This window comes from Chloroflexus aurantiacus J-10-fl (assembly GCF_000018865.1).
Taxonomy (GTDB): Bacteria; Chloroflexota; Chloroflexia; order Chloroflexales; family Chloroflexaceae; genus Chloroflexus; species Chloroflexus aurantiacus.
Genome location: NC_010175.1, coordinates 3,197,142 through 3,218,466, shown reverse-complemented (window position 1 = coordinate 3,218,466; position 21,325 = coordinate 3,197,142). Strand labels below are relative to the sequence as shown.

Here is a 21,325-nt window from a genome sequence, read left to right as displayed (position 1 = left end):
GCCCTGAACAGACTACTTATCAATTACAGCATCACAGGCCTTGCAATAGCGTACCTTGCGTGGTCGGCCTTTGTGATCAGTCTCTTCAAGGAAGCGCTTGCCTGTGCGTGAGGCACGGCCACAGCTCGGACAAATCAGCATCACGTTCGATGCGTGGAGCGGCGCTTCCATTTCGATAATACCGCCAGGGCGACCAGGGCCACGCGGCTTCTGGTGGCGCTTAACGATATTAATCCCTTCGACAACAACCCGGTTGACAGCCGGCAGGGCGCGCTTAATTTTTCCCCGGCGCCCCTTATCTTTGCCGGCAATCACCAGCACTTCATCACCAGTCTTCACATGCATCACAGCACCTCCGGGGCGAGCGACACGATTCGCATAAACTGCTTCTCGCGCAGCTCACGGGCCACCGGGCCAAAGATACGGGTGCCGCGAGGGTTATTTTCCTTACCGATCAGCACCGCTGCATTATCATCAAAGCGGATATGAGAGCCATCAGGCCGACCATATTCTTTGGCCGTGCGGATAATTACCGCCTTGACGACATCGCCCTTCTTGACCTGGCCGCCGGGTGTAGCAACCTTTACCGAGGCAACGATAATATCGCCAACCCGACCGTAGCGCACCCGTGAACCTCCGAGGACCCGGATACACATGATCTCTTTTGCCCCGGTATTATCGGCAACCTTAAGCCGTGTTTGAGGCTGGATCATGGCTATTCCTCCTCGCCACGCTTCAGAATTTCCACCACCCGCCAGCGCTTTGTGCGGCTCAGCGGACGGGTTTCTTCAATCCGTACCGTATCACCCACTTTACAGACATTTTCTTCATCGTGGGCGTGAAACTTCTTCGTGCGTCGAATAATCTTGCGGTAGAGGGGATGTGGCTTGAGATAATCCACAGCCACGACTACCGTCTTGTTCATTTTATCGCTGACGACACGACCCACCTTTGTCGTCTTGCGCTTTTGTTCTACGGTCATCATGCCCTGCTCCATAATTCGTTAGCCGAGCTCAGCCTGCGCCAACTCGCGTTCGCGCAGAATGGTGAGAATGCGCGCAATCTCTTTTTTCACCAATCGCGGCCGTGCCGTGTTGGTCAACTTGCCGGTAGCCTTTTGGAAGCGCAAATTGAACAACTCGACCTTATACTCGGCCAACTTCTCGCGCAGTTGCGCATCATCGAGGGCGCGCAGTTCATTCGCTTTCACTGCTCACCTCCTCGGGCTTTGCCATCGTTCCCTGCTCTTCGCGATCAATCACCTTGCACTTAATCGGCAATTTTTGCGCAGCGCGACGCAGGGCCTCATGAGCTACATCTTCGCGAACACCGGCCAGCTCGAACATGATCCGACCAGGCTTAACGACAGCAACCCAGTGGTCAACTGAACCTTTTCCACCACCCATACGGGTTTCAGCCGGCTTGCGGGTGACAGGCTTGTCTGGGAAGATACGGATCCAGACCTTACCACCACGCTTGACGTAGTTCGTAATTGCACGACGGGCAGCCTCGATCTGGCGGCTGGAAATCCAGCTTGGTTCGAGGGCCATCAGGCCATACTCGCCGAACACGACATTGTTGCCGCGGTACGAGAGGCCGGGGCTACGCCCTTTCTGCATCTTGCGGTACTTCGTGCGCTTAGGCAGAAGCATTGCTATTCCTCCTCGGCTGACGTTCACGCCGCTCGGGAGCGGGCGTGGGCGCGGTCGTTGCTGGTTCAGCCGGGGACTTGGCGACCTGGTTCGGGAAGACCTCTCCCTTGTAAATCCAGACCTTCACACCAATCCGGCCATAGGTAGTGTGCGCATGTACCTGGGCGTAATCGATATCAGCGCGCAGCGTATGGCGTGGCACGCGACCCTCAGCCTCTTCGTGTACACGCGACATCTCGGCGCCACCGAGGCGACCCGAGCACCGCACCTTTACTCCCTGTGCTCCAAGACGCATGGCGCGTTGAACCGCCTGCTTCATTGCGCGCTTATAGCTCACGCGCCTGGTGATCTGTTCACCAATGCTCTCCGCGACCAACTGAGCGTCAAGTTCGGGTTGATGGATTTCTTTGATATTAAGCTTAATCTTCTTCCCGGTCTTGCGCTCCAATGCACTCTTCAACGTGTCAACATTCGTGCCGCGCTTCCCGATCACAATGCCGGGTTTAGCCGTGTAGACCGAAATCTCGATCTTATTGGCCGAGCGTTCGATCTCGATCCGCGACACGCCAGCGCTTTGCAATTCCTTGCTAATCAGCTTGCGCAGCTCGATATCTTCGTGGAGCTGACGAGTGTACTCTTCGCCTTCGGCGAACCACTTCGATTGCCAGTCCTTGATATAGCCGAGCCGGAAGCCAATCGGATGTACTTTGCGCCCCAAGCGAGCCTCCCTCTACTAGTACTCCGACCTGTCGGCTACCACCACAGTAATGTGAGTGGTCGGTTTGCGGATGCGATTCGCCATACCACGCGCCCGTGGCATAATGCGCTTCAAGACCGGACCCTGATCGGCATAGATGGTCTTGATGTACAACGACTCGCGATCCATGTCAAAGTTGTGTTCGGCATTTGCAGCAGCCGACTTAATAGTGCGAGCAACCTCACGTGCTGCCTTTTGTGGCATATAGCGGAGAGTTGCCAGCGCACGATCGACATTCATACCGCGCACAACATCCATGACAAGGCGAACCTTCAATGGTGAGATTCGCACATAGCGGGTAACAGCTTTTGCTTCCATTGCTCTTCTCGTATCGCTACCCGAAGCATCACCACAAGCGTGCTATTTTACCACGTTTCTGGTAAGATGCAATCGAGCCTATCAGCGGGAGCTACTTCACTTTCCCGCGCTTATCGGCCTTTTTGCCACCATGGCCACGGAAGAAGCGTGTGGGCGCGAATTCGCCCAGCTTATGCCCGACCATGTTTTCCGTAATATAGACGGGCACGTGCCGACGGCCATCATGCACCGCAATTGTATGACCAATCATCTGCGGGAAGATGGTCGAATCGCGCGACCACGTGCGAATCACCCGCTTCTCATTGGCCTTGTTCATCGCTTCAATTTTATCGAGCAATTTAATATCGACGTATGGCCCCTTCTTCGACGAGCGGGACATAGTTCCTGCTTTACCAGTCCTGCGACAAGTGCAGACCTGGAAGGCTGCCTTTCTCCAGCCACGTTTGACGCTTCAACGAGATTAACCGCAAGCGGTTGTACAATCTCTCCACGCCCGTTTATAGTCTCCGTGAACCTGTTTCGGCGACTGTAAAGACTCTCAGCACATCCGACAACCAATCGTTGTTGCCCGATATGGCAGGGCAACAACGATTATCACCCGACAAGACAGCGTTACTTGCGCCGGCGAACAATGAAACGGTCGAAGCGCGGATTGTGACGCGTCTTGACGCCACGTGCCGGCTTACCCCACTTCGTCTTTGGCGTGCTCATACCGCGAGGTGCCCGGCCCTCACCACCACCGTGGGGATGGTCGCGGGGGTTCATAGCAGCACCGCGCACGCGCGGACGACGGCCCAGCCAGCGTGAACGACCAGCCTTGCCGAGACGAATGTTCTGGTGATCAACATTACCAACCTGGCCGATAGTTGCCATACAGCGCAGGTGGATCATGCGCATCTCACCAGAGGGCATGCGCACGATGGCATAATCACCTTCTTTAGCCATCAATTGGGCCGCAGTACCTGCCGAACGAACCAACACACCACCACGCCCGATTTCAAGCTCGATATTGTGGATCTGGGTACCGAGCGGGATGGCGCTCAGCGGTAATGCATTGCCGACCCGAATTTCCGCATCAGGGCCGCTCATCACCGTGTCGCCGACTTTCAGACCAAGTGGCGCGATGATGTAGCGCTTTTCGCCGTCGGCATACGCCAGCAGCGCGATGCGAGCGGTACGATTCGGATCGTACTCGATAGCCTGTACCTTCGCGGGCACGCCAAACTTGTTGCGCTTAAAATCGATAATGCGATAGAAGCGCTTATGGCCACCACCGCGATGGCGCACGGTAATCCGGCCCTGGTTATTACGGCCAGCTTTCTTGCGCAACGGTTCGATTAAGCGTGGCTCTGGTTCTTTCTTTGTAATCTCCTCGAAGGTCGAAACCGACATATTGCGGCGACCGGCCGAGGTTGGTTTGTAGATACGAACTCCCATTGTTGTTCTCCCTCTACGGGCGACGGCTCTTCAGTGCGAACCGTCGCCAATCACTACCTTCATTCCGGCAGTGATTTATGATCCGAAGATCTCGATCCGATCGCCTTCGGCAAGGGTTACTATCGCCTTCTTCCAATCGCGAGTATAGCCCATCGAGCGACCACGCCGACGAAGTTTACCACGAACATTCATGGTATGGACTTTCGTAACCCTCACGTTGAAGATCGTCTCGACCGCATGCTTAATTTGCGGTTTGGTTGCCTCACGGTGTACCTCAAACGTATACTTGTTGAGTTCCATGAGACTGGTATTCTTCTCGGTGATCAGCGGACGGATCAGAATATCATACGGCGTCAGCATGGTTATTCCTCCTGCGCCGGCGTTGCCACGCGAGTGCGCTCGCCGAGATAGCTTTCCACTACTTCAACGGCAGCTTTGGGCATCACGATGTGATCGTAGACCAGCAGATCACGCACGTTGAGGTAGTGTGCCAGCAATGTTTTCACTTGCGGCAAGTTGTTGGCCGAGCGGCGCAGATTTTCATTCGCCGGACTCTTGCTATCAATCACGACCAGGGTTTTCTTGTCGGCAAGGCCGTGCGCCTTGAGGAAGGCGATAAAATCTTTGGTGCGCGGCCGTTCAAATGTCAGCTCATCAACAAAGCGAATTTGATCGGCAGCAAACTTCGCCGACAGTGCCGAGCGTACACCCAGCCGACGCATCTTTCGCGGCATAGCCAGGCGATACGAGCGTGGATGGGGACCATGGGCTACACCACCACCCTTGTGATGGGGTGCACGGATCGAACCCTGGCGGGCACGTCCGGTGCCCTTTTGGCGATAGAGCTTGCGCGTTGATCCCTTTACCTCGCCGCGACCACGTGTGTTGTGAGTACCAAGGCGGGCATTGGCGTTTTGCATCACAACATATTGATGCATAACAGCCACGTTCGGCTCAATGCCGAAAATGTAATCGCTAACCTCGATGGCGCCCACCTGTTCGCCGGCCTGATTATAGAGTGTTGCCTGCATCGTTTTTCTCCTCTAGCCCTTCACCGCTTTGCGGATCTGAAGCAGGCCATTGCGGGCGCCAGGAACGGAGCCCTTCACCAGTAGCAAATTCTGTTCGGGCAACACCTCGACAACCTCCAGATTCTGGATGGTAACCCGAGTGCCACCCATACGACCGGCCATGCGTTGACCTTTCCATACACGGCCCGGGGTTGTACCAGCACCGATAGAACCAGGGGCACGATGGCGGTCGCTCTGACCGTGCGTCTTTGGACCACCGCGGAAGCCGTGACGTTTGACGACACCGGCAAAGCCGCGACCCTTTGATGTGCCAGAGATGTCAACTTTCTGGCCGGGCCGGAACAACTCAACCGTCACCACTTCACCAGGGGTATGGGCCTGGGGATCATCGGCGCTGAATTCGCGCAGATAGCGCAACATCTTGCCACCCGATGCCTTCAGGTGCCCCTGTTGCGGTTTGGTCAGCTTGCGCGGCTCAACTTCTTCATAACCGAGCTGCACAGCGCTGTAGCCATCGCGCTCCGGTGTGCGAATCTGGGTGACGATGCAGGGACCGGCAGCAATGACCGTCACCGGAATGGCCATGCCTTGCGCGGTGAAGTACTGCATCATCCCGATTTTACGACCTAACAATCCGTGAATCATTGATGCACCTCCGCAGCGTGCGTCTTTGCGCAGCGGCTGCATTTCCGACGCTCGTTCCTCTGATTGACAAAGAACGAAAGTGTCATCAGAGCACTTACGTCTATTTTCTTCTACAACTTAATCTCAATATCGACGCCAGCCGGCAGATTGAGTTTCATCAAAGCATTAATCGTTTGCTGGCTTGGATCAAGCACATCGATCAGTCGCTTGTGCGTGCGAATCTCAAACTGCTCTTGAGAGTCCTTATCGATAAAACCAGACCGGATCACGCTATAGCGCTCGATCTTGGTAGGAAGCGGAACAGGTCCGGCAACCAGCGCACCTGTTCGCTCGGCTGCCTCGACAATCTGGCGTGCAGACTGATCGAGGATCTTATGGTCATACGCCTTCAGGCGAATACGAACTTTCTGTTTAGCCATCTTTTTCTCCAATCAACAGGGACGTGGTGGAGACCACGCCCCCGTCACCGGTTTACGCTATGCTAATCCAGGATCTTGGTTACGACACCAGCACCGACAGTGCGGCCACCTTCGCGGATAGCGAAGCGCAAGCCCTCTTCGATAGCCACCGGGACGATCAGCTCAATCGTCATCACCACGTTATCGCCCGGCATCACCATCTCCATCCCCGCCGGCAGACCAATCGCCCCCGTCACGTCGGTCGTGCGGATGTAGAACTGCGGGCGGTACCCCGAGAAGAATGGCGTGTGGCGGCCACCCTCTTCCTTCTTCAACACGTAGACCTGCGCCTCGAACTTCTTGTGCGGCTTGATGCTGCCCGGTGCGCACAACACCTGCCCGCGCTCCACATCGGTGCGCTCAATGCCACGCAGCAGACAGCCGACGTTGTCACCGGCAATCCCTTCGTCCAGCGTCTTCTGGAACATCTCTACACCGGTCACCACCGTCCGCCGCGGCGCGTCGTTGGTCATGCCCACGATCTCAACCGTGTCACCGACCTTCACCTTGCCGCGCTCGATCCGGCCCGTCACCACCGTGCCACGGCCCTTAATCCCGAACACGTCCTCAATCGGCATCAGGAACGGCTGATCCACTGCCCGCTGCGGCGTTGGAATGTACTCGTCCACCGCATTCATCAGCTCCAGAATACATTTGTACTCTGGGGCGTTGATGTCCTTGCTCGGGCTTTCCAGCGCGTTGCGGGCGCTGCCGCGCACAATCGGAATCTCATCACCCGGGAAGCCGTACTTGCTAAGCAGCTCGCGCAGCTCCAGCTCGACCAGCTCCAGCAGCTCCGGGTCGTCCATCATATCGACCTTGTTCAGGAAGACCACGATGGCCGGCACCTGCACCTGGCGGGCGAGCAGAATGTGCTCGCGGGTCTGCGGCATCGGGCCATCGGGAGCGCTCACCACCAGAATGGCGCCGTCCATCTGGGCCGCGCCGGTAATCATATTCTTGATATAGTCGGCGTGACCGGGGCAGTCGACGTGCGCATAGTGGCGCTTGTCGGTCTGATACTCGACGTGGCGAATGGCAATCGTAATGCCACGGGCGCGCTCTTCGGGGGCGTTGTCGATCTGGTCATACGCCATAAACTGAGCTGCACCCTTGAGCGACAACACCTTGGTAATCGCAGCGGTCAGAGTCGTCTTGCCGTGGTCAACGTGACCGATGGTGCCGACGTTAATGTGCGGTTTCGTCCGCTCGAATTTCTGCTTGGCCATTGTTTGATTCCTCCGCGTTCTTGCGCGATCTACTTAATCCCTATCATCAGCCAGAGATGGCTATTTCCCGATCAGACCAGGCGGCGTAGATAGCGGTTGGTAGCAGCCGATGCGTTGTTTGTTCAGGAATTGCCAACTCACCAGCACTCACATAACCGGCAAACGGTGCCATCGTCTCTGCAAGCAAATTACCGATGGTCAACGCTGAAATAGTCGTTGCATAGGCGCACACTAACACTCCGAGTGGTTGCTGGCTCAGCAAACGAGCGCATTGGGCCAGCAAATGCGGTAATTGTTCGTGTAAGCGCCAGATTTCACCGTTTGGCCCACGCCCGAAGACTGGCGGGTCGAGCAAGATCAGATCATACCGATTACCACGCCGCAATTCACGGGCAACAAATTTACCGACATCATCGATCAGCCACCGGATGGGGCGATCCGTCAGTTCGGCCAGCGCCTGATTTTCTTGTGCCCAACGCACTGCGGGCTTAGAAGCATCAACGTGGGTAACGTGAGCACCACAGCGCGCAAGATGCAGGCTACTCAAGCCAGTATATCCAAACAATACCAGTGCTCGCGGTTGCGAGCGGCGTTGCACCTGGCGAGCCAGCCAGTCCCAATGGGCACTATGTTCCGGGAAGACACCAGTATGACGAAACGGTGTCAGACGAACCCAGCAACGAACCCCATTGGCATCAAGTGGCCAGCGTTCGGGCAAGGAATGGTGTTGATGCCACTCGCCTGGCCCGTCTTCGCCACGCGAACGACGAAAGGTTGCATCGGCCTGCTGCCACGCGGACGCCGGCAAGCGGGGCGTCCAAATCGCCTGTGTTTCCGGTCTGGCCAACACGTATGGCCCGAACCGCTCCAGCTTGGCACCGTGCCCTGAATCGAGCAGCTCATAATCGGCCCAGCGCGGCGGTGTTAACAGGCGCAGCTCCATCGTCGTCGAAAAAAGGGACGACCGCACGGGGCGACCGTCCCCGATCCCCTCACTAATTCGCACTACGCTTCTCGATAATCTCCTTCGCCAACGCTTCAGGCAGCGGCTCGTAATGGTCGAATTCCATTGACGACGTTGCCCGACCCTGCGTTGCCGAACGGAGATCGGTCATATAACCGAACATATTTGCCAGCGGCACGAAGGCACGAACCACCTGCGCATTACCGCGGGCCTCCATTCCCTCGATCCGACCACGGCGAGAGTTGAAATCGCCGATTACCGTACCGAGGAACTCTTCGGGAGTGACCGTCTCAACCTTCATGATCGGTTCGAGCAATTGCGGTTTGCCGCGACGCACAGCATCTTTCAGACACATCGAGGCGGCGATCTTAAAGGCCATTTCCGATGAGTCGACCTCGTGGTACGAACCATCGTACAGCGTGGCCTTGACATCAACCACCGGATAGCCGGCAATTACACCGGTCTGCATCGCTTCACGCAAACCCTGCTCGACGGCGGGAATGTACTCTTTCGGAATGACACCACCAACGATGGCATTCACGAACTCGAAGCCACTTCCAGGAGGCAGCGGCTCAAACTTGATCTTCACGTGACCGTACTGACCCTTACCACCAGTCTGGCGCACAAAGCGCGTCTCCTGATCGACCGGGATCGTAATCGTTTCACGGTAAGAGACCTGCGGCTTACCCTGATTCGCCTCGACCTTGTATTCACGGCGCATCCGGTCAAGGATCACTTCGAGGTGAAGCTCGCCCATACCCTTGATAATCGTCTGACCGGTCTCCGGATCGGTGTAGACACGGAAGGTCGGGTCCTCTTCAGCCAGGCGGCTGAGAGCAATCGACATCTTATCCTGATCGGCCTTCGTCTTCGGCTCGACAGCCAGCTCAATCACCGGTTCAGGGAAGCGGATGCTTTCGAGCACAATCGGATGGTCGGGGTCACAGATTGTATCACCGGTGTATGAATTCTTCGGGCCGACCATTGCGGCAATTTCGCCGGCATACACCTCTTCAATATCCTCGCGATGGTTGGCATGCATGCGCAGGATACGGCCAAGGCGCTCACGCTGATTGCGGGTCGAATTCAGGACGTAAGAACCCTTGGTGATTTTACCGGCGTAGACGCGGAAGTAGGCCAGCTTCCCAACATACGGATCGGCGACAATCTTGAAAACGAGCGCCGTGAATGGTGCGTCGTCACTGACCGGGCGAGTAATAACCTCAACCCCTTCATCACCCATCACCTGACCGGGGAGCGTACCGGTAATAGCCGGGCGGTCGAGCGGCGACGGCAGATATTCAACCACTGCATCAAGCAGCTTCTGCACACCTTTATTACGCAACGCCGCACCACAGAGCACCGGCACCAGCTTGCGCTCGATAGTCGCCTTGCGCAGACCGCGCTTCAGCTCTTCGACGGTCAACTCCTGCCCTTCGAGGTAGAGCAGCGTCAACTCATCGTCGGTTTCGGCGATCATCTCGATCAACTCATTGCGAGCCTGCTCGGCAGCGGGGCGCAGTTCGGCAGGGATCTCCTCTTCGCGAATATCCTTACCAAGGTCATCGTAATAGACCGTGGCCTTCATCTTGAAGAGGTCGATGGTGCCGCGGAACGAGTCCTCAACCCCAATCGGCAACTGGACGATAGCCGGCTTCGCGCCGAGGCGATCCTTAATCATCTGCACACAGCGCTCGAAGCTGGCACCGACGCGATCCATCTTGTTAACAAAACAGATGCGCGGCACATTGTATTTATCGGCCTGTCGCCAAACCGTTTCTGATTGAGGTTCAACACCAGCCACGCCGTCGAACACGACGACGCCGCCATCGAGCACGCGCAGTGATCGTTCCACCTCTACAGTAAAATCGACGTGGCCGGGAGTATCGATAATGTTAATCCGATACTCTACGCCGTCCAGGCGCCAGGGCGCAGTCGTCGCAGCGGCGGTAATCGTAATCCCGCGCTCCTGCTCCTGCGGCATCCAGTCCATTGTCGCGGTACCTTCGTGAACCTCACCGATCTTATACGTGCGGCCGGTATAAAACAGAATCCGCTCGGTCGTTGTGGTCTTACCCGCGTCAATATGGGCGATAATGCCGATATTGCGTACCTTGTCGAGTTCGATCTGACGTGGCATACCCGTCACATACTCCTAACGTGAGGCAACCGTAGTTGCCATAAACATCTTGCCGATAGCCGGGATTAGAGCCGGCCATAGTGAGCGAAAGCACGGTTGGCTTCCGCCATGCGATGGACATCTTCCTTACGCTTAATCGTCGTACCGGTATTGTTATAGGCATCGATCAACTCGGCAGCGAGGCGTTCAACCATCGGCTTACCGGTGCGAGCACGAGCCGACATCAACAGCCAGCGCATAGCCAGCGAATAGCGACGGTCGCTCTTAACTTCAACCGGCACCTGGTAGGTAGCACCGCCAACGCGCTTCGGTCGCACTTCAATTGAAGGGCTGGCATTCCGCAGCGCCTGCTCAAAAATCTCCATTTGCGGCTTCTTAAGCCGCTCGGCAGCCAGATCAAGCGCCTGATACACGATGCGCTCGGCAAGACTCTTCTTGCCGCGCTCCATGACTTTATTAATAAATTTCTGAACGAGAACGCTATTGTAGCGTGCATCAGGTGGAATTGGTCGTCGTTCAATATTACCGCGACGGGGCATAACGCACCTCTCCTACTTCTTACCACCACCCTTGCCAACCGGCTGGTTCTTCTTCGTACCGTACTTACTGCGACCCTGCTTGCGCCCATTCACACCCTGGGTATCAAGCGTACCGCGAACGATGTGGTAGCGCACACCGGGCAAATCCTTCACACGACCGCCGCGGATCAGCACAACCGAGTGTTCTTGCAGATTGTGACCCTCACCGGGAATGTATGCCGTCACCTCAAGGCCGTTGGAGAGCCGCACGCGAGCGATTTTCCGCAGCGCCGAGTTAGGCTTCTTCGGCGTCATGGTGGTCACTTTCGTGCAGACGCCGCGCTTTTGTGGCGATCCGCGGCCGCGAGTCAGCTTCCCCTTCAGCGAGTTGTAGGTGAAGCGCAGGGCCGGGGCTTTGGTCTTCTTTACCACCGGCTTGCGCGGCTTCCGAACAAGTTGGTTAATGGTCGGCATGTAATGCTCTCCTTCAAACCGGCCTGCTAACAACAATCTCTTGCAGACAAAATAATAACTGGCCCAAAGATCTGGTCGCAGTATGCCACTGCGCCTTAGAAGTGGGCCGCATGGCGCACAAAGATTTCGCTGCGCATTTCTTCGCAGCAGTTATGGAGTATAGCACCGGCTTCGGGCTTTGTCAAACACTGTGGATAGGTTTAGAACCTATTTCAAAAAACATCTACGAGAAGGTATCTTCTTCATTGCCACTCGATTCGATGTTCATGACGAGCAAACCTGGCCTCCGCGTGACCAGCCGGGTCAACGACGTGACACGTGCCGGATCGTGTGTACGGCTGGCGCGGCAGCATGGCTGCCGCACTCCAAACTACGCCACACGCGGATGATAAGCGATCAAGGCAACCTATTCAGCGCGTGATGGCACCGGAGATAGTTATTAGAGCGCGACAGTACAACTTTAATTATGAAATAAGTTCTAGGGTGCAGGAGGTTCACGCCTGGATTGGGCTGCTGCGCGTGCTTGTTCGATAGTTTCTTTGAAGGCAAAGATATGCGGACGCCTCGTAGAGTAGAAGATACCAACAGCTTCACCTTGTGTGAAACGATGATATTCAGAAGGGAGGACCTCAAAATCTCGGCGATACATTTTCCCTTCATAGTCACGATATTCTACGACGATCCGATAACGTCCATATTTCCGCACAACCACGGCTGTGGTTTCGATCCCGTTTGCCAATACCTCTTGAAACTGTGAGATACGCTGTATATAACTAAGTGCAATTATTCCAACACCAATGATCGGCAATCCGCAAAACATTACGAAGCAAAAGATTTCGTTATTCAATGGCAAACTCCCGTATTGCAAGAATGGACAAGGAGATTTGATGCTTGAGTACACTATACAACCCGTATTGCGTCCTGTCGAGAGGTTTCATCCACAACGCATACAGGTAATGCAACAAACAGCATTTGTAGCCGGATGCGGTATGATGAGAAGCAATAGCAGATAGAATAACAGGTGCCTGATGCAGAGCGGTCGGATCACGATACTGGGAATACCGATTGATGATGTCACCGAGGCAGAAGCATTGGAGAGGGCACATAGCTTTCTGCAAGATGGAGGCTGGCATCAGATTTGTACGGTGAACCCGGAATTTATCATGGAGGCACGCCGAAATCCAGCTTTTCGGGCAGTATTGCAGGCAGCAGATCTGAACACGCCGGATGGCTTTGGGGTGCTGGTGGCGGCGCGCTGGCAGGGTACACCGTTGCGTGGCCGGGTAACGGGGGTTGAATTAACGCTTGGTCTGGCCCAACTCGCCGCAACGCATGGCTATCGCATGTTCTTGCTCGGTGCAGCACCGGGTGTTGCGGAAGCAGCGGCAGTCGTGCTCAGATCGCGGTGGCCGGGGCTGCATATTGTTGGCTGCTATGCCGGCTCACCGGCAGCGGAATATGATGAGCAGCAGCGCCAGATCATTATGCAAGCGCAACCACATATCCTGCTGGTAGCGTATGGTCATCCACGACAAGAGTTGTGGATTGCACGTAACCAGCCATTTATCAAGGTGCCGCTGGCTATCGGTGTGGGCGGTACCTTCGATTATCTGGCCGGCAGGGTACCACGCGCACCACGGTGGCTCCGCCGGATGGGGTTAGAATGGGCATTCCGGTTAGTGATGCAGCCGAGACGTTGGCGGCGTATCATTGATGCTGTTCCAGCATTTCTATGGACTGTCATCTGGGAAGGACGGCGCAGGGAAGAGGTCGGGTAGAGAAGCTAACTGACACATACGGCGGTCCAGCAGACAGATCAATCACAACGGGTGGGAGCAGTGGTCTGTGTAAGCACGTATCACAAGGCAATAGTTATGCAGCAGGCCCGGCAATAATTATGGATGTGTGTACCATGTGATCATGGAGAACTTCTGCATATTACACAGCGCACTACGTAGGGTAAGGAACAGGTACGGCCTTCATCCCTCAGAGTGTTCTATTCGCCATACTATGATGAGTTCGCATATTACCGGTAACGTCAGTTGATGAAAGAAATGGGGAATGCCATGACGCAGACAACCGCAGAAAAGATTGCTGCATTGCGTGAACGACGCGAACGGGCACGAAATCAAGACCCGGTGGCAATCGCCCGGCAACACGAACGAGGGAAATTAACGGCGCGAGAGCGAATTGATCGTCTACTTGATCCCGGTTCCTTCGTCGAACTTGACGCATTTGCTGTTCATCGTACCTCTGCGTTTGGTATGGAACGGCGCAAACCATTGGGTGACGGCGTGATCACCGGGCACGGTACGATTGATGGTAGACCCGTTTGTGTGTTTGCCCAGGATTTCACTGTGTTTGGTGGGTCATTAGGCGAGGTGTTTGCCGAGAAGATTTGCAAAGTCATGGATCTGGCTTTGCGCATGGGTGTGCCCTGCATCGGCATCAACGATAGTGGTGGAGCACGTATTCAGGAAGGTGTGGTAAGCCTGGGTGGTTATGCCGAGATCTTCTACCGTAACGTCCTCAGTAGTGGTGTGATACCACAATTATCGATTATTGCCGGGCCATGTGCAGGTGGGGCAGTCTACTCGCCGGCAATGACCGATTTTATCTTTATGGTCAAAAACATTAGCCAGATGTTCATTACCGGGCCGGATGTGATCAAAACCGTCACCGGCGAAGAGGTTGGCTTTGAAGAGTTAGGCGGGGCGATGACCCACAATACCCGCAGTGGAGTGGCGCATTTTGCCGCCGACAGTGAAGATGAATGCTTCGATCAGTTGCGGACACTGCTCTCATTTTTGCCATCCAACAACATGGAAGACCCGCCGTATCAGGCGCCAACCGATGATCCGGAGCGGATGGACGAAGATTTGCAAAGCATCATTCCCGACAATCCACGCAAAGCCTACGACATGATTAAGGTTATTGAGGCCGTGGTAGATGATGGGTTCTTCTTCGAGGTGCAACCGGCATGGGCAAAGAACATCGTCATCGGCTTTGCCCGTCTGGATGGTCACGTGGTTGGGGTGGTTGGCAATCAACCGCTGCAAATGGCCGGTACGCTGGATATTGACAGTTCCGTGAAGGCAGCGCGCTTTGTACGCTTTTGCGATGCGTTTAACATTCCGCTGGTTACATTCGTGGATGTACCGGGCTTCTTGCCGGGCACACAGCAGGAATACGGCGGAATCATCCGTCATGGAGCCAAACTTCTGTACGCATACTGTGAAGCAACTGTACCGAAATTAACGGTTATTACCCGTAAAGCGTATGGCGGAGCCTATGATGTGATGGCGAGCAAGCACATTCGCGCCGACTTCAACTTTGCCTGGCCAACCGCTGAAATTGCCGTGATGGGTGTTGATGCAGCGGTACGCATTATCTTTCGCAAAGAGCTGGCTGAAGCAGATGATCCGGCAGCACGGCTGGCCGAACTGGTTGAAGACTACCAGAATCGTTTTGCCAATCCGTATGTTGCCGCCGAACGTGGGTATATTGATGCGGTTATCGAACCGCGTGAGACACGACCGGCCCTGATTCGCGCCTTACGCCTGGCACGCACGAAGCGTCAGAGTCTGCCAGCCCGTAAGCATGGCAACATTCCATTGTGATTTTTAAGCGTAACCTGTGCATCCCGATCTGTATTAAGCAGTCTCTTGAAACATTTCTGGTGAAATCTGGTAACAATTTTACCTGTCACTATGCTATGATACAACTATCAATTGGAACTTCATTGGTCCGTGGTAGGGATAGACGGCATGAATGACAGAGAGGGCGCAATTGAACAGGTTATTGAACTGCGCCTACCGAGTCGGCTGGGATATGAACGAATTGCAATGGATACTGCGGCTGCGCTGGCGAGACGTATGGGTTTTCCTGCTGAGCGGATCGATGCCCTGCGCACAGCGATTGGCGAGGCTGTAACCAATGCAATTGAACACGGTAATCAGGCTGACGCGGCAATGAAGGTTGTGGTTGTACTGATGGTACGACCTGATGAGCTGATCATTAGTGTTGCCGATCAGGGCCGACAGGCGTTAGACCCGGCACGAACGCACATACAACCACGTATTACCGATGCCTTCCAGCGGGCAGATAAGGGAGGCTGGGGAATATGGCTGATGCGTGAATTGATGGATGAGGTAGAGTTTACACTGGCACCGGGTGGGGGTAATCAGGTACGAATGGTTGTCCATCTCGAGCGTCCATCCACTTAGTACAAGTAGCAGGCTGAGAAGATATGCAGCTCACGATCCCCAGTATTCTCGGCTATGAAGTGATTGCACGTGATGCGGTTGCTTCACTGGCAAAACGATTTGGTCTGGCACCAGAACGGATCGAGGACATTAAAACGGCGCTATGTGAAGCCTGTACCAATGCCATTGAACACGGTAATCATGCTGATCCGCAACGTAAAGTACGGGTTGTCTGTACCATTGATGAACAGCATCTTATCATTGAAGTGTGCGATGAAGGAACAGATCCACCCGTACTACCAAAAAAGCCGGTTGAGTGGCCGATCTGTCCCTACACGTCATTTCGTGGACGAGGACTGATGCTTATGGCTGCACTGGCTGATGAGGTAACTGTTGTACCTGATGCGCTAACCGGTACCTGTGTTCGATTGATTTTTTACCGCCATCCCACTAATGTAGTAGTTGATGTATCGTGACCTGGAATGGTTCCATATGAGGAGCGATCCATGCTAGAGGATGAATTAACAGTCAATATTCGTCAACGTGACGGTGTTGCGGTTATTGATCTGATCGGGGATGTGACAACTTTTGCTGAGGAAAAGATCAATAACGCCTATCGTCAAGTTACGGCCAGGGGTGAACGGTTCATCTTATTCAATTTTCGCCAGAATGATTACATTAACAGTGCCGGAATCGCAATTCTGATCGGTATTGTGACCGAAGTCAATCAAAACGGACAGCGACTGGCGGTAAGTGGTTTATCGCCCCATTTTCAGAAAATTTTTCGCATGGTAGGGCTGGCACAGTACGCCGAAATCTATCAAACGGAAGATGAGGCAATCAGTGCATTTAGGCGTTTGAACACACTTGAATAATCCAGCGTTCACACAAGGGGCAGGTGGCAGGGAGCAGGCGCAAGGCCTGCTCTTATCTTGTTGCAGCTATAGCTGCCCGTAGCTCTGCAGGAGTAACGACTGCGTTGCCAAACCGTCGCACAACCAGCGCAGCAGCGATATTCGCCAACATAGCGGCAATGCTGCCCCGACAACCGGCAGCCAGGGCCAGCGTTGCCACAGCAATAAAGGTATCTCCGGCACCAGTAGTATCGAACACTTCGCTGATGTGGTAGGCCGGAATATGTTGATACGGTTCGTGATCGCCAATCAAGACCAATCCAGCCGGCCCACGAGTAACAATGACGAGATGAGCGGCAAGATCGTGATAGAGGCGGGTAACCCCCTCGGCAATCACCGCTTCGTCGATGAATGGCATACCCAGGGCAGCAGCGGCTTCCGCGTCGTTGCAACGGAAGAGATCGGCGTGGCGATAATAATGTGAATGGCCTTGCGCATCAACGGCAAAGATGACATCGTGTTGACGGCAAAGCGTTCGTACCGCATCGACTACGCGCGGTGTGAGCAGGCCAAGCTGGTAATCAGAGCAGATCACGGCATCTGCGCCCGGTAATTGTCCAGCCAGTGCGGCAATCACCTGTTCTTCAATCTCAGCAGACAAAGGCTGACGGTCGAGATAGTCCAGCCGGGCAACCTGTTGCGGCAGGCGGGGAGCGGCATCGGCCAGAATACGTGTTTTGCGCGTCGTGACGCGATCCGTAACTGTAATGACGCCGCTATCATCAATGTGTGCTGCCTGTAGCAGATCACGCAAGTGTTTGCCCTCTTCATCGTTGCCGACAATGGTAATCAGGCTGGCTTGAGAACCGAGCGCGACGATATTGCGAGCCGGATTGGCTGCTCCACCGAGAATGGTTTCCCGCCGCAAAAATTCAAGCACCGGGATAGGTGCTTCACGGGAGAGGCGTGTCGCACGACCGTAAAGATATTCGTCGAGTGTAATATCCCCGATCACAATAATGCGATGCCCGGCGAGAAGCGCTGGATCGGGGAGATGAGTAGCCTGACAGGTCATAGGAAATGAATCAGGCGGCTACCTTCCCGGTAGCCGCCAACAATGTCTAGGCAGCATCGTTGCCAAGGACGGCCTCACGGAAGCGTTGCATGCCAACGCGAATCTCCTCGCTCCCGGTGGCATACGACAGGCGTAGATAGCCGGGTGCGCCGAAGGCTTCGCCGGCGACACAGGCGATGTGTGCCTCTTCGAGCAGGTAGAGGTTGAGTTCATCGCTGGTTGTGCAGACCTTGCCGTTACGCAGTGGCCGGTTGAGCAACGCACTTACGTTAGGGAAGACGTAGAAGGCGCCATCAGGTACAGTACAGGTCACACCGGGGATTTCAGCCAGCAGACCGAGGATCAGATCGCGCCGACGCTGGAATTCAGCCGTCATTGCGGCAACGGTTGCTTCGATGTCTGGGTTGGGTGTATACGCCGCCAGGGCCGCGTCCTGCGAGATACTCGATGTGTGGGTGCTGGTGTGGCTCTGAATTGCCTTAATTGCTTCGATAATCGGCTGTGGCCCGGCCACGTACCCAACCCGCCAGCCGGTCATGGCATACGCCTTCGCTGCACCGTTGACCACCAGGGTTCGTTCGGCGAGATCAGGTGCTACCCGTAACAGACGAGTGTATGGCACATACGAAATCGCATCGTAGATTTCGTCGGTGATGATGATCGCCGGATGATCACGAAGCACGGCAGCCAGCGCAGCCAGCTCCTCGGCACTGTAGACGGCACCGGTCGGGTTCGAGGGGGAATTGAGCACGACGATCCGTGTTCGCTCACTCAAACTGGCGCGGAGCTGATCAGGAGTGAGTTTGAAACCAGTCTGCTCACTGGTCTGAGGAGTAACCGGAGTAGCGCCGGCCAGTTTCGCCTGCTCCACGTAGCTTACCCAGTAGGGTGCCGGGATAAGTGCTTCATCGCCTTCGTCACACAGGGCCTGAAAGGCGAGGTAGAGCGCTTCTTTGGCGCCGGTGGTGACGGTAACCTGCCCGATCCCGTAGGAAAGCCCCTGATCGGCACTTACGCGAGCGGCGATCACTTTACGCAGCTCAAGCGTTCCGCCGGTCGGCGTATAGTGCGTATGATTGGCCTGGATACCGGCAATGGCAGCCTGCTTGATTGGTTCGGGGGTATCGAAATCAGGCTCACCAACACTAAACGAAATGACCTTAATGCCGGCAGCGCGCATTTGGGCAACGCGAGCAGTCATTGCAGCAGTGGCTGAGGCTTCGAGCGAGGCGAGACGGCGGGCAAAACGGTAATCCATTCTGGCAGACATGTAGCTCTCCTGTCTGGATATAGGTTCATAAACCTGGTGCAGACATCGGTGTTGCAGGTACACTTGCGGCGATTATACCAGAGGTGGAAAACTTGCAGATCATTGTGCTCGCTATTCTCTTGTTGTCGATACACGGAACTGGTTTTGAGGAGTCATCTCATAAACTCGTAGCGTAAATACACGTCGTGCCTATGAGCAGATGGGTGATGTCACATTTTGATACGGTAATCCCAGTTGCCCCCTTACGTCACCACAGCGGTGCGGATCGTTGATCGCGACGGGGGGATGGGTGGAACACGGATGGACGCGGGTGAGGCGGATGCACGCGGATAGATCGTCACCCAAGGTGCTCTCTTATATCACCACAGCGACACGGAGGATGGTCATACCAGATGTGTGTGACGTAGTGCGTCTACGGAACTGGCTGCGACCCAAACGATGCATACCGTTCAGGTACGCTGCACGATGTTGTGCGCAGCGTCGTGCTGTTCATCATCGCAGGTAGCCTTTCGTGGCTTGCTCACAGCGTAGGTAGCAACTTGGGTTATGGTGCTTCTTTCAGATTGTCAGACCCGCGCCGGCTCGCTGCTAGCGTGCTAGCAGCGAGCTGCTGGTGAGTCGGCACAGGCGTATAAACTGGTTTGAGAGCCTTCACATTCAGGGGTGGCGCCAGCTTAATGTGTGGCAAGCGCATCATAGTGGAGCTGCGTCTAGTGGTGATATGCGGCACGCCCCAACCTTTACCCGTCCCCGCTGGGGACAGGAATCACCGGTGCCGGGTGCTGCCGCTGGTGTAAGCTGGTTCAGGGTGGCGATACCCTGCTGGGCGCAGGTGGTGAGTGAACTGGAGGCTCGCGCTCCCTGGGTGTACAGACCCGCCTCCACCCTCACCCGCCCCCGCTGGGGGCGGGAACCACTGGAACCGGGTGGCTTCCGCTGATGGAAGCTGGTTCAAGGTGGTGATACTCTGCTGGGCGCAGGTGATGAGTGAACTGGAGGCTCGCGCTCCCTGGGTGTACAGACCCGCCTCCACCCTCACCCGCCCCCGCTGGGGGCGGGAACCACTGGAACCGGGTGGCTTCCGCTGGTGGAAGCAGGTTCAGGGTGGTGATACTCTGCTGGGCGCAGGTGGTGAGTGAGCTGGAGGCTCGCGCTCCCTGGGTGTACAGACCCGCCCCCACCCTCACCCGCCTCCGCTGGAGGCGGGAACCACCGACGCCGGGTGGCTTCCGTAGGTGCAAGCTGGTTCAGGGTGGCGACACCCTGATAGACACAGGTGCGACGGACAGGTGCAGGTGGTGAGTAAGCCGGAGGCGTGCGCTCCCTGGGTGTACAGACCGCCCCCGCTGGGCTACGCATTACCCACATGCCACGCTGCGTTAAGCCGGGATGCAAGTGCTCCCCGTGGCGCAGGCTTCTAGCCTGCGTGGAGGCATCACCTCCACCACCGTCAAGTGCTGGCCGTGGTCGCTGTTGTGCAGGCACGAACCTGGTGCAACTAAACATCTACGCGCAGGTATCGCATGCATGCCGGACCGACTCGATGATCGGTATGAGTATACATTCAGCACCCCCGTGACCAAGATGGGTAACGGTATGCCACGCGCCAGATAGTGAGCGCGACCGGCGCGGCAGCATGGCTGCCGCACTCCATACGAGGGCAATTCGGGCTGGAAGCGGTATCCCTGTCGGTGTGCGGGATGGGAACGAGATACAGCTATTTGTTCGTGCTATGACCATCCGGGGCACCGCTCCACCACGCGCCAGATAGTGAGCGCGGCTAGCGCGACAGCGTGGCTGCCGCACTCCACACCGTGCGATACGCGCATGACGAGCGGGTACGGCAATTCATCCAGCACGTGTTGGTACGGCTGAAGCGGCGCACTACCACCGGGCCAGTCGCTCAAAACAGCACCAATAGCGATCATATCTGCCTGATACGCACGTGGTTGACACCAGTTATGGGTAATGTATAGGCTACGCGGGAGGGTTGAGCGTAGCGGCTGGGATCACATCTGAACAACCATCTATTGCACGCGATGCAGGACATTCCCATTCACCGCATCCTTTGTATGGTAAGGTGAGCGGCACAGGTACCATCTGTGGGGGCGGGTTCATCTGTGGGGGCGGGTTTAGAACCCGCCCCTACGGAAGCCACCCCTACGCACCACCGGCACCAGCACGCTGTGGGGCAGGCTGTTGGCCTGCGTTCAGCCATTCCCACCATCAGGGTCGCGTAGGCGACAGGCGCACGATAGCACAGCGTGATGACATTAGCTCAAGCACCCTGCCCCACGG

27 protein-coding genes are annotated in these 21,325 nt (G+C 55.8%); 6 read left to right on the top strand and 21 right to left on the bottom strand.

Annotated features, from left to right (window positions below):
• Window positions 1-12 precede the first annotated feature (12 nt).
• The 18 genes from rplX to rpsL form a co-directional block, all read right to left on the bottom strand.
• Complete coding sequence (rplX, locus tag CAUR_RS12480) at window positions 13-345, bottom strand: 50S ribosomal protein L24 (protein WP_012258242.1); 333 nt, start codon at window positions 343-345, stop codon at window positions 13-15.
• Window positions 345-713 (bottom strand): 50S ribosomal protein L14, encoded by a 369-nt coding sequence (gene rplN, locus CAUR_RS12475; protein WP_012258241.1) that lies wholly within the window; start codon window positions 711-713, stop codon window positions 345-347. The genes rplX and rplN overlap by 1 nt, the downstream gene beginning before the upstream one ends.
• A 2-nt stretch (window positions 714-715) precedes the next feature.
• Window positions 716-985 (bottom strand): 30S ribosomal protein S17, encoded by a 270-nt coding sequence (gene rpsQ, locus CAUR_RS12470; RefSeq protein ID WP_012258240.1) that lies wholly within the window; start codon window positions 983-985, stop codon window positions 716-718.
• Window positions 986-1,003: 18 nt separating this feature from the next.
• Window positions 1,004-1,210: a 50S ribosomal protein L29 gene (gene rpmC / locus CAUR_RS12465; protein WP_012258239.1), complete on the bottom strand. Its 207-nt coding sequence runs from the start codon at window positions 1,208-1,210 to the stop codon at window positions 1,004-1,006.
• Window positions 1,197-1,652: a 50S ribosomal protein L16 gene (gene rplP, locus CAUR_RS12460; protein ID WP_012258238.1), complete on the bottom strand. Its 456-nt coding sequence runs from the start codon at window positions 1,650-1,652 to the stop codon at window positions 1,197-1,199. Before rplP ends, rpmC begins: the two co-directional genes overlap by 14 nt.
• Window positions 1,639-2,370: a 30S ribosomal protein S3 gene (gene rpsC / locus CAUR_RS12455; RefSeq protein WP_012258237.1), complete on the bottom strand. Its 732-nt coding sequence runs from the start codon at window positions 2,368-2,370 to the stop codon at window positions 1,639-1,641. The genes rplP and rpsC overlap by 14 nt, the downstream gene beginning before the upstream one ends.
• Before the next feature lie 15 nt (window positions 2,371-2,385).
• Window positions 2,386-2,727 carry a 50S ribosomal protein L22 gene (gene rplV / locus CAUR_RS12450; protein WP_012258236.1) on the bottom strand — a complete coding sequence of 114 codons (342 nt, stop codon included), beginning with the start codon at window positions 2,725-2,727 and terminating at the stop codon, window positions 2,386-2,388.
• Window positions 2,728-2,818: 91 nt separating this feature from the next.
• The gene (gene rpsS, locus CAUR_RS12445; protein ID WP_015909214.1) at window positions 2,819-3,106 is read right to left on the bottom strand and encodes a 30S ribosomal protein S19; all 288 of its coding nucleotides are present in this window, start codon (window positions 3,104-3,106) and stop codon (window positions 2,819-2,821) included.
• Window positions 3,107-3,339: 233 nt separating this feature from the next.
• Complete coding sequence (gene rplB / locus CAUR_RS12440; protein ID WP_012258234.1) at window positions 3,340-4,164, bottom strand: 50S ribosomal protein L2; 825 nt, start codon at window positions 4,162-4,164, stop codon at window positions 3,340-3,342.
• 75 nt (window positions 4,165-4,239) lie between these two features.
• Window positions 4,240-4,524, bottom strand: coding sequence for a 50S ribosomal protein L23 (rplW, locus tag CAUR_RS12435; protein WP_012258233.1), 285 nt, complete (start codon window positions 4,522-4,524; stop codon window positions 4,240-4,242).
• A gap of 2 nt (window positions 4,525-4,526) precedes the next feature.
• Complete coding sequence (gene rplD / locus CAUR_RS12430; RefSeq protein ID WP_012258232.1) at window positions 4,527-5,195, bottom strand: 50S ribosomal protein L4; 669 nt, start codon at window positions 5,193-5,195, stop codon at window positions 4,527-4,529.
• A 12-nt stretch (window positions 5,196-5,207) separates the two neighbouring features.
• The gene (rplC, locus tag CAUR_RS12425) at window positions 5,208-5,840 is read right to left on the bottom strand and encodes a 50S ribosomal protein L3 (protein ID WP_012258231.1); all 633 of its coding nucleotides are present in this window, start codon (window positions 5,838-5,840) and stop codon (window positions 5,208-5,210) included.
• 110 nt (window positions 5,841-5,950) lie between these two features.
• Window positions 5,951-6,259 (bottom strand): 30S ribosomal protein S10, encoded by a 309-nt coding sequence (gene rpsJ / locus CAUR_RS12420; RefSeq protein ID WP_012258230.1) that lies wholly within the window; start codon window positions 6,257-6,259, stop codon window positions 5,951-5,953.
• Window positions 6,260-6,321: 62 nt separating this feature from the next.
• Window positions 6,322-7,527: an elongation factor Tu gene (tuf, locus tag CAUR_RS12415; RefSeq protein WP_012258047.1), complete on the bottom strand. Its 1,206-nt coding sequence runs from the start codon at window positions 7,525-7,527 to the stop codon at window positions 6,322-6,324.
• Window positions 7,528-7,573: 46 nt separating this feature from the next.
• Entirely contained in the window at window positions 7,574-8,497 is a 924-nt protein-coding gene (locus tag CAUR_RS12410; protein WP_012258229.1) for a class I SAM-dependent methyltransferase, read from the bottom strand.
• Between the two features lie 25 nt (window positions 8,498-8,522).
• Window positions 8,523-10,631, bottom strand: coding sequence for an elongation factor G (gene fusA, locus CAUR_RS12405; protein ID WP_012258228.1), 2,109 nt, complete (start codon window positions 10,629-10,631; stop codon window positions 8,523-8,525).
• Between the two features lie 65 nt (window positions 10,632-10,696).
• The gene (gene rpsG / locus CAUR_RS12400; protein WP_012258227.1) at window positions 10,697-11,170 is read right to left on the bottom strand and encodes a 30S ribosomal protein S7; all 474 of its coding nucleotides are present in this window, start codon (window positions 11,168-11,170) and stop codon (window positions 10,697-10,699) included.
• Window positions 11,171-11,182: 12 nt separating this feature from the next.
• The gene (gene rpsL / locus CAUR_RS12395) at window positions 11,183-11,623 is read right to left on the bottom strand and encodes a 30S ribosomal protein S12 (RefSeq protein WP_012258226.1); all 441 of its coding nucleotides are present in this window, start codon (window positions 11,621-11,623) and stop codon (window positions 11,183-11,185) included.
• Between the two features lie 110 nt (window positions 11,624-11,733).
• Between rpsL and CAUR_RS12390 the strand changes: the two genes are divergently transcribed.
• Window positions 11,734-12,012, top strand: coding sequence for a hypothetical protein (locus CAUR_RS12390; RefSeq protein WP_157866444.1), 279 nt, complete (start codon window positions 11,734-11,736; stop codon window positions 12,010-12,012).
• Between the two features lie 89 nt (window positions 12,013-12,101).
• Here the strand turns inward: CAUR_RS12390 and CAUR_RS12385 are convergent, their stop codons facing one another.
• Window positions 12,102-12,470 carry a hypothetical protein gene (locus CAUR_RS12385; protein WP_015909212.1) on the bottom strand — a complete coding sequence of 123 codons (369 nt, stop codon included), beginning with the start codon at window positions 12,468-12,470 and terminating at the stop codon, window positions 12,102-12,104.
• A gap of 181 nt (window positions 12,471-12,651) precedes the next feature.
• Between CAUR_RS12385 and CAUR_RS12380 the strand changes: the two genes are divergently transcribed.
• The 5 genes from CAUR_RS12380 to CAUR_RS12360 all read left to right on the top strand — a co-directional run bounded on the left by CAUR_RS12380 (window position 12,652) and on the right by CAUR_RS12360 (window position 16,703).
• Entirely contained in the window at window positions 12,652-13,401 is a 750-nt protein-coding gene (locus CAUR_RS12380; protein ID WP_012258224.1) for a WecB/TagA/CpsF family glycosyltransferase, read from the top strand.
• 288 nt (window positions 13,402-13,689) lie between these two features.
• Complete coding sequence (locus CAUR_RS12375) at window positions 13,690-15,243, top strand: acyl-CoA carboxylase subunit beta (RefSeq protein WP_012258223.1); 1,554 nt, start codon at window positions 13,690-13,692, stop codon at window positions 15,241-15,243.
• Between the two features lie 147 nt (window positions 15,244-15,390).
• A complete protein-coding gene (locus CAUR_RS12370; RefSeq protein ID WP_012258222.1) occupies window positions 15,391-15,849 on the top strand; it encodes an ATP-binding protein in 459 nt (152 codons plus the stop codon).
• 23 nt (window positions 15,850-15,872) lie between these two features.
• The gene (locus CAUR_RS12365) at window positions 15,873-16,304 is read left to right on the top strand and encodes an ATP-binding protein (protein ID WP_012258221.1); all 432 of its coding nucleotides are present in this window, start codon (window positions 15,873-15,875) and stop codon (window positions 16,302-16,304) included.
• Window positions 16,305-16,334: 30 nt separating this feature from the next.
• Window positions 16,335-16,703 (top strand): STAS domain-containing protein, encoded by a 369-nt coding sequence (locus CAUR_RS12360; RefSeq protein ID WP_012258220.1) that lies wholly within the window; start codon window positions 16,335-16,337, stop codon window positions 16,701-16,703.
• Between the two features lie 52 nt (window positions 16,704-16,755).
• On the opposite strand, the gene CAUR_RS12355 is transcribed toward CAUR_RS12360, so the two are convergent.
• Together CAUR_RS12355 and CAUR_RS12350 are read right to left on the bottom strand one after the other, a co-directional pair.
• Window positions 16,756-17,757, bottom strand: a complete 1,002-nt coding sequence (locus tag CAUR_RS12355) for a bifunctional ADP-heptose synthase (protein WP_012258219.1) — start codon at window positions 17,755-17,757, stop codon at window positions 16,756-16,758.
• Window positions 17,758-17,803: 46 nt separating this feature from the next.
• Window positions 17,804-19,027: a pyridoxal phosphate-dependent aminotransferase gene (locus CAUR_RS12350; protein ID WP_012258218.1), complete on the bottom strand. Its 1,224-nt coding sequence runs from the start codon at window positions 19,025-19,027 to the stop codon at window positions 17,804-17,806.
• Window positions 19,028-21,325: the final 2,298 nt, after the last annotated feature.